A 13,617-nucleotide genomic window follows, 5' to 3' on the forward strand; every position below is an offset into this window, starting at 1 on the left:
GTGTAGCTTTCATGATGATTTGTTATCATAAATTTTTCTTACTCCTAATAAATTCTTCTTACATTGCAGCCTTCGCAAATTGATTTTTATCTACAAGCTTAAGATTGATGGCACGAGCTTTATGAGTACACTCAGCTGCTTGCTCTACATTTCCTTGATCGTGATAAATTTGGCTTAAATTATCATAAAACCGTGCCATATGACGACAATTTTCACCGCCAATCTTTGAGCCAAGAGTCACTGCTCTTTTAACGTCTTCAACTGCCTTTTCTAAAAGATCTTGTCTTTTATAAATCATCCCCCTGGTATTATAATAAATTGCTAGATGGGGATGATGTTCACCCCAAAGCTTCAAAGCAATGTTCAGTGCTTTCTCAGCATACTCAGCTGCCTGCTTTAAATTGCCTTGTTTTTGGTAGATTTGCCCTAGATTATTATAATTTATTGCCACAATAGAATGATCTTCCCCCAAAAGCTTAAGGTTTATGGCAAGTGCTTTCTCAGTATACTCAGCTGCCTGCTTTAAATTGCCTTGTTTTTGGTAGATTTGTCCTAGATTATTATAATTTATTGCCATCGTGGGATGAATTTCACTGAAAAGGCCGAAGTTAATGATGCAAGCTTTGCTAATGTGTTTAAATGCTTCATCTAAATTGCCGTCATTAAGGTAAATTATTCCTAAGCTATTGTAATCTCTTACAACCGTAGGATGATTTTCACCAAAAAGCTTAAGATCAATCGCTAGAGCTTTTTTGCCATACTCTAATGCCTGTTGTAACTGGCTCGGTTCTTCATAGCTTTGGGACAAATTGTTGTAATCTATAGCTATGCTAGGATGATTTTCACCAAAAAGTTTATGGTCAATTGCGAGTGCTTTTTTAAAGCAATCAACAGCCTTTTCTAAGTTTCCTTGTTCTTGATAGATTACTCCTAAATTAGTGTAACAGTCTGCTACACTAGCATGATTTTCACCAAAAAGCTTAAGATTGATGTCGAGCGCTATGTTGATTTGCTCAGCGGCCTTGTCTAATTTTCCCTGCCCTTGATAGACTCCTGCTAAGTTATTATAATCTCTTGCTATAGTAGGATGACTTTCACCAAAAACCTTAAGGTCAATTGCAAACGCCTTCTGGATAAACTCAGCAGCCTTGTCTAAATTTCCCTGTTCTTGATAGACTCCTGCTAAGTTATTCCAACCGGTTGCAATTCTGGGATGATATTCACCGAAAATTTCCTGGTTAATGTTGAGCGCTTTGTTGATATGTTCAGCAGCTTTTTTCAAATTTCCTTGCTCTTGGTAGATTTGCCCTAGATTGTTGTAATCCCTTGCTACAGTAGGATGATTTCCACCAAAAAGCTTAGTATTAATGGTAAGGGCTTTTTCAACATATTCAGCCGCCTGGCCTAACCTTCCTCGCTCTTGATAAATTGTTCCCAAATTATTGTAAGTTCTTGCTACATGGGGATGATTTTTACCCCAAAATTGAAGGTCAGCCTTGAGCGCTTTCTCGCCAATTGCAGCCGCCTTGCCTAATTTTCCATGAGCTTGATAAATTGTTGCTAAGTTATTGTAATAAGTAGCTATGTTAGAGTAATTTTCCAAAAAAATCTTAGATTTAATAAAGCGAGCTTTCCTGCTAGGTTCGGCTGCATTTCCTAGCTTTGCTTGTTCTTGATAAAGTGCTGCAAAGTTCTTATTATAAACTTTCTCTAGGGAATAATTTTTGCAAAGAAACTTGGAACGGATTTTAAGCGCTTCTTCAACTTTCTTAGCTGCTTTATCTAATTTTCCCTGATCTTTATAAATATATCCAAGAACAGCTAATATGTCAGCGTCTTCTGGATTTTTTGCCAGTGCTAATTTGTAAAACTTTTTTGGCTTTTTCTGCTGAAAAAGCCTCAAGGCTATGTCCCCTTGAGTCTTTGTAGAAATATTTTTCACATCCAATGATTTAAGGGCATCTTCATTTCCTGCTAAAAATTCCTTAACAGCTTGATAAAAAGGAATAAAGACGCAGTAAATTTTCTTTATCTTTTTCAAAGCTACCGAATCTAAAGCAAACTGCTTTTCAACAAGTTTTGGATCCTCAAATCCAAAGGGCTTAAGCAGAGGATTCATCATTTCCTTTTGAGCTTTGTAATGAGAATAAGTTTTAAGGCGCATGAATAAAGCTATGCTCATCCATTCACTTAACTTTTCAGCTGCATTATCTGTTAAAATACCTCTATCTTTTAATTGAGTGATCCTAGTAAACGTATCGGAAGCGGCTACTTCTTTAAGAAGAGCTAAGCGGTCCAAAGCTAGGTGAGGAAAACGATATAAATCATTTTTAACTTTAAAAAGCAGTCCTTGCTTGTCTGGATCCTGCAGGCTTGGATTGAAAGTTATCCTATCTTCTCGAACCAAATGATATTTGGCTAAATATTGGCGAAGAGCAAAGCCTGCTTGATAGGGAATTTCAAGGGCTTGCTGGATACGTTGTCTATATTGCTCAGTTAGCTCCTCATTACCTAACAAATGGGTAAAGGTTAAAAGCTCCATAGGAAGATGAGACTCTTTCTGATGCCACCATTTACCATTTTCATCTTGAGCGACATATTGAGCCATCTTTTCAGGAGTTTGTATAAGCTCAAAAGTATGGCGATTGCCGAAGGGAGTTTTACATCCTTTTCCTTCTACTCCTTCGCCATCGAAGGCAAGGCCACGTGGCGTTATGTCATCAAAAAAATTTATGGCTTTTAAGCAAGGAATATTTAAAGCAGGGAGAAGGGTTTCTCCTAAATTGATTACTTTCAAATGAATCAAAGTCGTAAGGCGCTTAAAGTACTTTTTATTATCTTTACTATCTTCCTGGATAAGAATGCCAAATTCTAGATCAGAATAGGGAGTCATTTCCTCTCTAGCTAGGGAACCAAAGCCTATCATCGCATATTCACAAGGTGCCGGGCCTAAAACATCAATCGCCTGATTTACTAGAGTCTTAAAGAAATCTTTCATATCCAGTGCAATTTCCTTGTAAAGCATTCTTACTTCCTCAGATGAAGGATCTGAACTGAGAGCTTCAATTTTCTCTTTTATTCCCTCCCTAAGTTTTTTTAATACTTCAAGATTACCTTCAAATTGCTTTTTGGCTATAGAAATATCTCCAGGTTTTCCTTTGCAAAGCTTACTAAGCAAAATTTCAGCATTAAATAGCTTTTCTTTAATAATTTCTTGCTCGCCTACATTGGAATCATGTAAGGCATAATTGTAAAGTCCTACCGCTTGAAGAAGAATCTTAGGTATTTCTTTACTCGAATAGACGTCGCCTAGCTTTTCAATATATAACCTTTCTTGGATAAATTCTTTAGCATGTACAGCAATTTGCAAAGATAGTTTATAGGCATCTTTTACATCCTTTATCTCTTCCTCCGATAAAATTTTCTCGTGTTCTAAGCTCTCTAAAAGGGTTTTTAATTCATCTTTAGGGATTAGAGAATCTACTTTCTGATCATCAACTTGCGTCTCTTCCTGAAATTTAATATTAAGCTTTTCTACATTAAACATTTTCCATAAACTAGTTTGTTCAGTTAGCTGCTTCCATTCTTTACAGACTAGGCTTGCTTGGTATAAGTCTTGGCATCCTAGTTTTTCGAAGATCTCTAAGCTAATTTCTACATAGGGGCCTAGTTTCAAATAAGGCTGTTTTCTTTTTTCTATTTCCTTAAATTCAGTAAATCCATAAGAGCTAATAGGTGAACTCTCCAAACTCATTTGCTTATCCTTATTTTAGCTTTTGGTGCGCTTCAGTGGGTTTGTAACGCTGTTGGCGATTTTTTTATCTTTTTAGAACTATCCTCTTAAAAGAAAGATAAAAAAGTAATGTTTTACTTTTCATACTAAAAACCTTGCTTAAAAGCTACTTCTTTATTTTTTTAGCTCTCAAAGCAAGCAGGGACACTTGCCTCTTTTCCTATCTATTTTGTCAATTTTTTAATCAAAAGCTCAGGCTTTTAAGCTTGAAAGAGGCAAACCATTTTTCAAGCCTCAAAAAAGTGGCTATATCTTTCGTAACGAAGCTTGTATAAAAAGTGATATAGTGAATACAGCATTTTCGGAAGACAATCAGAGAAGGAGTTTTAGTCTAATTAATAAAAAATAAGATTATACGCTTTTGAGCTGCTTCTTATGCAATCCTGTACTTTATAAAACCTCTCTCGTTAAATAGAGAGAAGACTTTCAGGGTGTTGGGTATGCAGACTTAGTTTTTTTGGAGCCTATTATATTTTTTTAAATAGGTTAAGGTACTCGACATAAAGAAAAACATCGAACGATTTCTATATAGAGCCTATTAAAATTCTCGATAGGCCCTTTTAAGCTAGAGGACATGAAGAAACTAAGCATATAAAAAATTCAAATTTTATGAATACCAAACTACCTAGACATATAGCGGATACGAAATAACAGTGAGAATATGCTTTTAAGCAGTTTTCTAGTTATACGCTTTCGAGCAACTCTTTATGTAATCATATACTTGATAAAAAGCTTGTTTTTACGGGTAGAGTCAGCCTGGAAAAAGGCTAATTTCTTTTTTGGTTATGTAGACGTAGTTTCTTTAAAGGATATTATTATATGCTTAAAAAACATCCATTGGAATAAAAGAGAGGGGTTAATGAAGGCTTAAATTACATTTTTAAAATGCAGACAGGCCTTTTTATAGGGTAGCAGTATCTGTTAACGGCTCTAAATTAAGTTATGCAAGATTTTTTCTTCTTACCGCTAAAATCGTTAGCCATTACCCACCATTAAAATAATTTGCTACAGCATACTGCTCAACAAAAATGATGCGAAGCAATAGAATGACTTGCAATTTCTTTTTTTATATGGATTAACGTGTGAAATTGAATAAAAAATGAATTTGAAAAAAAAAGCCCCTTTCTGCATATAAATGTCAAAAGATTTCCCGTGGAGGATGGCCTTTTAACCTATATTTTAGCCAGATAGAGAAAGGGAAGGAGTTTTAAACTAAAAAAACATTCTAGGCTTTAGATGCATTTATCTATTAGATAAAAGACTGCCCTAGCATTTTGAGATTTAGGGCTCTGGCTTGCCTAGAGCCCTACATAAATGTTCTATTCTTTAGTGATACGATCGAAATATTGGATGATATCGCCTACGGTTTTAAACTTTTCAGCTTCCTCTTGAGGGATTTCTCTTCCTAAACGCTCTTCAAAAGTCATATTGAGCTCTGTTAAATCCAGAGAATCTGCATTCAGATCTTCGACAAGCTTTTTAGAAGGAGTTACATCATCTCTATCTACACCTAGTTGTTCCACAATGATGTCGATGACTTCCTGTTCTGTTGATGACATACACATTCCTTTTGATTAATAGATTTCTTAAAAAAAAATAAGATATCATTTTTACCAATTACATTCAATGATGTAATTAGGGTTACATCACCATTCCTCCGTCCACTATCAAGACTTGCCCAGTTATATATTGGGCCATCGAGCTGGCTAAGAAAACAGCTGCGCTGGCAATATCTTCAGGAGCGCCCATCCTTTCCATAGGAATGGAAGAGAGTATGGCCTGACGCTGCTGCTCTGTCATAGCTTCCGTCATCTGCGTGTCAATAAAGCCAGGGGCAATGCAGTTAATACGAATATTACGGGAAGCAAATTCTTTAGCAAGAGCTTTTGTAAAACCTATGATAGCAGCTTTTGAAGCCGCATAATTCGCTTGCCCACTATTACCGATCAGGCCGATCACTGAGCTAATATTTATAATTACCCCCTGACGGGCTTTAAGCATATGGCGGGTAAGAGCCTTGCAAGTATTGTAGCAGGATTTTAAGTTAACTTCCATGACTGTATCCCAATCTTCTTCAGTCATTTTCAACATCAGCTGATCGCGCGTGATTCCCGCATTATTGACCAAAATATCCACTTTGCCATAATTTTGCTGCACCAGTTTTATAGCCGCCTCTACCTCTAGAGTTTTAGCTACATTGACGGGATAAAAAGAGGCTTTTTCTGCTCCAATTTCCTGCACGACTTCTTGGCCTCTTTTCTCATTTGTTCCGAAGATTGCCACAGTTGCTCCTTGACGAGCAAATTCACGAGCAATTGCTTTGCCAATGCCTGCAGTTCCCCCGGTAATGATAGCTACCTGATTGTTTAAAAGATGATGCATCTAAAGTTTTTCCTATATTTTAGCAAGCTGATCAAGTTCCGTTATTTTTTCTACAGAAATGGTATTTATATGGGGAAGAATACGTTTATTAAAACCTGCTAGTGTTTTTCCACAGCCTATTTCAATAAATAACTCAACTCCCTCTTCCCCTAGGTGGCGGATGCTTTGCTCCCAGCGAACAGGAGAGGTCACCTGCCTAATTAAATGACTTTTAATATCAAGAATATTTTCTACCTTTTTGCCAGGCACATTCATGATTAAACCTATCGAGCTATCTTGGATAGAGGCATGATGGATATGTTCAGCAAGACGTGCTTCAGCTGTCTTCATAAGGCCGCTATGAAAAGCTCCATATACATTTAAAGGCAAGACACGTTTGGCACCTTTATCTTTAAGAACAGATGCCGCACTATCAATTCCTTTTCGTGTTCCCGAAATGACTATCTGGCCGGGGCAATTAAAATTAGCAATCCATAAATCATGAGGCAAATTCACTTCCTGCACAGCTTCCTCTACTTCGTGAGCTGTAAGACCTAAAACAACTGCCATACCTCCTGGATGGGCCTCACAGGCTTCATTCATATAATGTCCTCTATATTGAATAATAGAGAGGCAAGAGGCAAAATCTAGTTTCTTAGCAGCAGTTAATGCTGAATATTCACCTAAGCTTAAGCCGGCACACACATCTGGCTGTATGTTAGGATATAAATCTTTAATAATTCTTAAAAGTGCCATAGAGACAACATAAATGCCCACCTGGCTATTTTTTGTTTCAAGCAGTTCTTCCTCAGGGCCTTCTAATATTATTTTAGATAAATGGCGATGTAAGACCTCATCGGCCTCTTGAAAAGTTTGCCTAGCTATTGAGAAATTTTCATAAATATCTTTCCCCATTCCAAGATATTGAACTCCTTGACCAGGAAATAAAAAAGCAATTTTTTTAGAATGCGACATATCTTTACGTCCTTATAGCTTATCAGTCGAATGAAGAGGATAGATCATCTATTTGAGTCACAACAGCAGCTGCCCAAGTCAGCCCGGCTCCAAAACCTACCAATAGTAGCTTTTCGCCGTTTGAAAATTGGTTTTCGCTCTGGAGCTCCTCCAAGGCTATGGCCACGCTAGAGGCCGATGTGTTTCCATACTTATGCAAGGTTTTATAAACGCGTTCACTCGGTAGATTAAAACTTTTAGCTAATGCTTCTATAATCCGTATGTTAGCTTGATGGGGTACTAACCAATCAATCTCTTCTTCCGTTATGCCCGCTTTAACTAAACATTCTTTTGCTGCAGCCCCCATTCTTCGTACGGCATGCTTAAAAACTTCCTTTCCTTCCATTTTCAGAAAGTGCAACCCTTGGGTCACAGTTTCAACGCTTGAAGGCTGGCGCGCGCCACCGGCAGGAATCATTAAAAGTTCGGCAACTTCTCCATCTGAACCTAAACAAAATGCGTCCAGAGAAAATCCTTTTCCTCGATTGGAGATCACAGCGGCTGCAGCTCCATCACCAAATAGAACGCATGTATTTCTATCTTTGTAATTGATGATAGTAGAAAGCTTTTCTGAAGCAATTAAAAGAATATTACGATAGATGCCTGCTTCAATGTAAGCTTTAGCAATCGACAATCCATACAAAAAACCTGTGCAAGCGGCTTGTATATCTAAGGCCGCAGCAGATGACGCTCCTAGCTTGGCTTGAATAATAGCGGCTGTACTAGGGGTGATATAATCGGGTGTCATAGTGGCCACTAAAACCATGTCTATATCTGCAGCTGGCACGCTGCTTTCCTGTAAGGCTTTTTGGGCCGCATAAAACCCCATTAGAGAAGGAGTTTCATGATTGTCGGCAATACGGCGTTCTTTTATTCCTGTACGCGAAACAATCCAGTCGTCTGTTGTTTCAACCATCTCTTCTAGATCTTGATTAGTTAAAATACGTTCAGGTAAAAAAGAGCCCATTCCTACAATACGCGCTTTAGGCTGAATTGGCATTTGTCTGTTCCCCTTATTTATTAAAAAGCAAGACTGTATCAAAAATGCTTATTAAAAAGAAGCTCTCCCTTTAAAGCCTTAAGCTATTCATAGAAACCATGCAGTTAAAACAAAGAGCTAAAATTCTAGATATGTTTATAAGCTAGTTCTACCAAAAGTTAAATTTAAGCAAGGTAAAGCGGCTGAAGAACCTGCTTTTTTTAAAGAAAATACAAGGGCTCAAAAAAATATAATTTAAAAACAACAACTAAAAAAGCGGCAACATTCGCGATTACATGATGAAGCTTTTCTCCCTCTCTTTGAGTTTTAAATAAAATAAGCTTGTATGTTATGCTTTTTCTTAAAATCATGGCAAATCTATGCATTATCCTCCTCATCTATTAAAAGTTATAAATGTCTTGAAAAGGCTACCAGGAGTAGGTTCCAAAAGTGCCGAGCGTTACGCTTTCCATATGTTAGGATGGCCACAAGAATATTTAGATGAAATGGCCAGCACCCTAAAAGATATTCATGAAAAATTGCCGCAGTGTGAAGAATGTGGCTGCTTAAAAGGCGAATATGCGTGTCCTTTTTGTACAGAGCAACGTCAGCAATCTAAGGTTATTTGCATTATTTCATGTGCAAGAGAAGCTTTTTCCATTGAAACAACAGGCGAATATAAAGGTCTTTATCACGTATTAGGAGGCTTATTGTCTCCTTTAGAAGGCATAGGTCCCGATAAACTGACTATTGCCGGCTTAAAAACACGTATTGCTTTGCTAAAAATAGAAGAGATTGTCATCGCATTAGATTCTACGCTCGAAGGAGATGCTACTTCTCTTTACTTAAAGCAGGAATTAGCTCCCTTGGGGGTTTCTATCTCTCGTTTAGCTTTTGGACTTCCTATGGGAAGCCCCCTCGATTATGTAGATGGGGGTACATTAGCACGAGCTTTCTCTGGAAGAAGCAAATTTTAATACTAAAATCCCTCTTCTTTTCTTCTTCTTTACAATATTACAAACCTTACCCTATGATTACTCTTTTTTCGATTATCATCTATAATTTTCAGAGGAATCTGTGATAAATAAATTAATACTTTTCCTTAATATAGGATTTTTGCTTTTAGTAAGCGGCTACTCATCAAATCTTTTCGGCCAGCCTACCCCATATGAAAATCAAAAAATTGAAAAAATTGAAATTCTTCTTCAAGGACCCTGCGACCATTTTGAAGAAGATGCTCTCCTTAACCGAATCAAAACACGGCAAGGAGATTTTTTTTCGCAAACTCACTTTGATAACGATCTTAAAATTCTTTCTCAAGATTATGACCGTGTTGAACCCCTTGTTGAAAGCTTAGCAGATAAGCTATATATTACCTTAAAAATATGGCCCAAGCCTATCATTCGCTCTATCAACTGGCAAGGTAACGAGCATATAAAAACTAAAAGGTTAAAACAAGAGCTAAAGGTACCTTGCTTTTCTGTTTTTGATCGTAAGAGCTTTAATCAAGCTTTCCACAAGCTAAAAGCTTACTATATTAAAAAAGGTTTTTTTGAAGCAGAGCTTACCTACGATATACAGCTGGATGCTACTACCAACGAAGTAGATATCAACATTTCCATCAATGAAGGGCGCTCGGGCTATATCAAAGAAATTGTATTTGTTAATTTTACCAACCATGAACAAGAAGAGATAAGTGAACAGCTTGTGACTAAAAAATATAATATATTTTTAAGTTGGCTAAGCAATGAAGGAACTTATAATGAAGAGGCGATGCAGCATGATCAAGCCACCATTCTTAACTATCTTCATAATCAAGGATATGCTGATGCGTCTGTCGATGTCAAAGTGGTAGAAGCTGCTCAAGAAAACCGTGTCGTTATCACAATTACTGCAAGTAAAGGACCTATTTATAAAGTAGGTCATATTACCATCGAGGGAAATCGTTTATTTAATACAGAAGAGATCTATCAGCGGTTAACTTTTTGTGAAGGAGGGATATTTTCTCCTGAGAAAATTCGTCAGAGTATAGAAAATATTACAAATCTCTATGGTCGTAAAGGTTATATTGACGCCATCATTGATCACGAACCTACTCTTTCCGAGAGCCAGGAACCAACCTATAACATTAAACTCACTATTGAAGAGGGCCAGCAGTTTCACGTCGGTTTGATTAAGGTATTTGGAAATTGCCAGACTCAAACTAAAGTTATTCTCCATGAAACCTTGATCATTCCTGGGGAAGTCTTTAATCTTGAAAAACTGAAGAAAACAGAAGAGCGTTTAGCCAACATCGGCTATTTTTCCCATGTAAACGTCTATGCTGTTAAATCAGAAGATTTTTATAGCTTAGGAGAAAATTATCGTGATGTTCATATTGAAGTTGAAGAAACAAGCACGGGGCACTTTGGTGCTTTCTTTGGATTTAGCACGGCGGAAAGCATTTTTGGAGGTTTTAATATCACCGAAAAAAACTTTAACTATAAAGGCTTAGGTCGTTTCTTTCAAGATGGCTATAAAGCCTTAAGAGGCGGCGGTGAATATGCCCATGCTACCGCTACCGTGGGCTCCAAAAGCCGTAGCTATGTTTTTTCTTGGACCAAACCATTTTTTAATGATACTCAATGGATTGTAGGATTTGAGCTAGAAAATTCTATCAATCGCTATATAGCCAAAGACTATGATATAAAAACTTATGGGGGAATGGTCAATGCTACCTATCAGTTAAATCAATTTATGAAATTGGGATGGCATTACCGCTTAAAACATACAGATATTCAAACATCGCATGGCTTGCTTTATGAAGAACAGTATAAATATGATGCCAAGCATGAAGGTGGTGCTTCGTTAGTTGAAGAATCACATAATGATGGGATGGTTTCAGCCACCGGATTAACATGGTCTTATGATTCTACTGATCACCCAGCCAAGCCCACCCAAGGATTTAAATCACGATTAGAATTGGAGATAGCTGGATTGGGCGGTAACTATCGTTTCTTTGGCGCTGCCTACACTAATAGCTGGTTTCACAAATTAGATAGGCGTAGTGTTTTAAAACTGCGCATGGATTTCCGCTTCCTTTATCCATTTGGAGGGACGACTGCTAAAAAAATGCCTCTTGACGAGCGGTTGTTTTTAGGTGGCGATAATATGATAAGAGGCTATCGTCCTTATAAACTGGGCCCACGTTTCATTGAAGGAGATCCACGGGGTGGGATGTCTATGGAAATTTATTCGATAGAAGCTTCTCGGCGGTTCATGAAAAACCTGGAAGGTTTTATTTTCTGTGATGCCGGTCATCTTTCCTTTGCCACTTTTGATTTTGGATTAAAAAAAGCACGTATTAGTACATCGGTTGGCTTAGGCATACGTTTTAAAATAGTCGAAAGCATTCCCCCTCTTACGATGGGTTATGGAATTCCTATCAATCCTAAAACACGCGGAGAGGTTAAAAGCTTCTTCATCAGCGTGGGTGGGCGCCTTTAAGATTTATTAAAATAAGGAGAAAATTTAATGAAAAAATTATCTAAAACAATCCTGCAAGCAGCCAGCGTAAGTTTCGCTTTAGTGGCCCTATGTCCAGCGGCAGTAGAAGCCTCTACAGTTAAAGCTGATCAAGGAATTAAAATGCGCCTGGTGAACTTTAAGACTTGCGTAGAGAAATCTAAACTGGGCAAACAAGAACAAGCCAACTTCGAAGCGCTCAAAAAGCAAATGGAAACAATGCTAGGCGAAAAAGAAAAAACATTGAATGAGATGGCCGATAAGCTTAATGATCCTGACTATCTTGACAGCCTCTCCCCTGAAGCAGAAACCGAACTTAAGCGTAAATTTAGAACCTTAAGCCAAGAAGCAAGCCAACAGCAGTCGCAATATTATCAAGCAATACAACAAGCTAATTATAAAATATTGGATAAGCTCGCTGATGTGATTACTCAAGCATCCGAAACTGTTGCTAAAAAGTATGGCTACCATATGGTGATGAACGAAGAGGGAGCTTACTATTATGATAAGGAATTAGATATTTCTGATGATATTGTGAGTGTGATGGATGAGCTTTTTGATAAAGAAGCTAAAGAGCCAAAGACACCCGCAGGATCCAATCAATAAAGTCATAAGAGAAATCGATGAATTCCTTAAAAACCTTCAAGCTGGCCCATATAGCAGCGATGACGCAATCAAAACTGATAGGCAATCCCGATTATGAAATTGAAGGGGTTGCCGATCTAGAAAGAGCAAGTGCCAAAGAGGCCTCTTTTCTAGAAAATCCCCGCTATGAGCAAGCGATGCAAACCTCGCATGCAGGCGTGATATTTGTTAATTCACATACTCCTTTGGCGGGTGATCGTAACTTTTTGATTAATGAAAATCCTTCTTTAGCATTTCAACAATTAATCGATGCTTTTTTTAAAGATAAAGGAGAGCTTACAGGTTTTACAGGAATTCATCCGACAGCGGTCATTCACGAAACGTGCCAAATTGGCGCTAATGTAAAAATTGGTCCCCATGCTGTTATAGATAAAGAAGCTAGAATAGATGACAACACCTTTATTGGGGCAGGAGCATACATAGGCCCCTATGTTACTATAGGAAAGGATTGCCTTATCCATCCTAAAGTTGTAATCCGTGAACGCTGTTCCCTAGGAGACAAAGTTATTCTACAACCAGGTGCTGTGATAGGAGCTTGTGGTTTCGGCTACATTACCAACAAAACTGGTGAACACATTAAATTGCAACAATTAGGTAAAGTAGAAATAGAAGATGAGGTAGAAATTGGGGCCAATACTACCATCGATCGGTCACGCTTTGAAACCACTTACATTAAAAAAGGCTCTAAAATAGATAATCTTGTGCAAATTGGCCACAATGTCACGATAGGGGCTCATAATATTATTGTTGCTCAGACAGGAATTGCCGGCTCCACTAAAACTGGCCGTCATGTCGTGATGGGAGGTCAAGTAGCAGTAGCCGGACATCTTAAAATTGCCGATGAAGTGATGCTAGCCGGGCGTACAGGGGTGACCAAATCCCTTCCTACTTCTGGTAAGTATGGAGGGCTACCAGCCCAGCCTATCGAGATTCATAACCGTAATAGCGTTTTTCTCAACCATATAGAAAAATACATAAAAATAATTAAAGCTCTACAAGAAGAGATAAAAATTCTAAAAAACAACCTTTATAAGTAAATTTTAAGGGGAACCATTTACTTAAACAAAATTTAATTCCTATTCAATAAGAAGTGTGGCAAGGATCTCACACTTGACTCTTAGTTAATGCGAGCGATTTAGCATATACTCACTTACTTTTTTCATATGCAAACGGTAGGATGTTATAAACGCTATTTTGTTTAACTACTTTAAGTATTAGTTAGTACTACAGTGGTAATAAAAAATATAGTATGCTATTTTATTTGTTAAGTAGGGAGGTGAGGGATGGAATTGAAAGCAATAAACCAAACTATAAAACAAAA

At 37.6% G+C, this 13,617-nt stretch carries 9 protein-coding genes; 4 read left to right on the plus strand and 5 right to left on the minus strand.

Annotated features, from left to right (window positions below; genetic code table 11):
• Positions 1-58 precede the first annotated feature (58 nt).
• The 5 genes from NEOC65_RS00135 to NEOC65_RS00155 form a co-directional block, all read right to left on the minus strand.
• Complete coding sequence (locus tag NEOC65_RS00135) at positions 59-3,754, minus strand: tetratricopeptide repeat protein (protein WP_213155324.1); 3,696 nt, start codon at positions 3,752-3,754, stop codon at positions 59-61.
• Between the two features lie 1,358 nt (positions 3,755-5,112).
• Positions 5,113-5,358 carry an acyl carrier protein gene (gene acpP / locus NEOC65_RS00140; RefSeq protein ID WP_039385299.1) on the minus strand — a complete coding sequence of 82 codons (246 nt, stop codon included), beginning with the start codon at positions 5,356-5,358 and terminating at the stop codon, positions 5,113-5,115.
• A 76-nt stretch (positions 5,359-5,434) separates the two neighbouring features.
• Positions 5,435-6,175 (minus strand): 3-oxoacyl-ACP reductase FabG, encoded by a 741-nt coding sequence (gene fabG / locus NEOC65_RS00145; protein ID WP_213155325.1) that lies wholly within the window; start codon positions 6,173-6,175, stop codon positions 5,435-5,437.
• Between the two features lie 12 nt (positions 6,176-6,187).
• A complete protein-coding gene (gene fabD, locus NEOC65_RS00150) occupies positions 6,188-7,129 on the minus strand; it encodes an ACP S-malonyltransferase (RefSeq protein ID WP_213155326.1) in 942 nt (313 codons plus the stop codon).
• A gap of 22 nt (positions 7,130-7,151) precedes the next feature.
• Positions 7,152-8,168 (minus strand): beta-ketoacyl-ACP synthase III, encoded by a 1,017-nt coding sequence (locus NEOC65_RS00155; protein ID WP_213155327.1) that lies wholly within the window; start codon positions 8,166-8,168, stop codon positions 7,152-7,154.
• Positions 8,169-8,527: 359 nt separating this feature from the next.
• Here NEOC65_RS00155 and recR point away from each other — a divergent pair, with 359 nt between their 5' ends.
• The 4 genes from recR to lpxD all read left to right on the plus strand — a co-directional run bounded on the left by recR (position 8,528) and on the right by lpxD (position 13,333).
• Complete coding sequence (gene recR, locus NEOC65_RS00160) at positions 8,528-9,124, plus strand: recombination mediator RecR (protein WP_213152147.1); 597 nt, start codon at positions 8,528-8,530, stop codon at positions 9,122-9,124.
• 100 nt (positions 9,125-9,224) lie between these two features.
• Entirely contained in the window at positions 9,225-11,633 is a 2,409-nt protein-coding gene (gene bamA / locus NEOC65_RS00165) for an outer membrane protein assembly factor BamA (protein ID WP_213155328.1), read from the plus strand.
• Positions 11,634-11,660: 27 nt separating this feature from the next.
• Positions 11,661-12,257: an OmpH/Skp family outer membrane protein gene (locus NEOC65_RS00170; protein WP_166155313.1), complete on the plus strand. Its 597-nt coding sequence runs from the start codon at positions 11,661-11,663 to the stop codon at positions 12,255-12,257.
• A gap of 17 nt (positions 12,258-12,274) precedes the next feature.
• Positions 12,275-13,333, plus strand: a complete 1,059-nt coding sequence (lpxD, locus tag NEOC65_RS00175) for a UDP-3-O-(3-hydroxymyristoyl)glucosamine N-acyltransferase (RefSeq protein WP_213152149.1) — start codon at positions 12,275-12,277, stop codon at positions 13,331-13,333.
• Positions 13,334-13,617: the final 284 nt, after the last annotated feature.

Origin of the sequence: Neochlamydia sp. AcF65 (assembly GCF_018342435.1) — a bacterium.
In the GTDB taxonomy this organism is placed as follows: Bacteria; Chlamydiota; Chlamydiia; order Chlamydiales; family Parachlamydiaceae; genus Neochlamydia.

Excerpts from the sequence above, each read along its gene's own strand:
- NEOC65_RS00135 (WP_213155324.1), bottom strand. The coding sequence starts at position 3,754 with ATGAGTTTGGAGAGTTCACCTATTAGCTCTTATGGATTTACTGAATTT.
- acpP (WP_039385299.1), bottom strand. The coding sequence starts at position 5,358 with ATGTGTATGTCATCAACAGAACAGGAAGTCATCGACATCATTGTGGAA.
- fabG (WP_213155325.1), bottom strand. The coding sequence starts at position 6,175 with ATGCATCATCTTTTAAACAATCAGGTAGCTATCATTACCGGGGGAACT.
- fabD (WP_213155326.1), bottom strand. The coding sequence starts at position 7,129 with ATGTCGCATTCTAAAAAAATTGCTTTTTTATTTCCTGGTCAAGGAGTT.
- NEOC65_RS00155 (WP_213155327.1), bottom strand. The coding sequence starts at position 8,168 with ATGCCAATTCAGCCTAAAGCGCGTATTGTAGGAATGGGCTCTTTTTTA.
- recR (WP_213152147.1), top strand. The coding sequence starts at position 8,528 with ATGCATTATCCTCCTCATCTATTAAAAGTTATAAATGTCTTGAAAAGG.
- NEOC65_RS00170 (WP_166155313.1), top strand. The coding sequence starts at position 11,661 with ATGAAAAAATTATCTAAAACAATCCTGCAAGCAGCCAGCGTAAGTTTC.
- lpxD (WP_213152149.1), top strand. The coding sequence starts at position 12,275 with ATGAATTCCTTAAAAACCTTCAAGCTGGCCCATATAGCAGCGATGACG.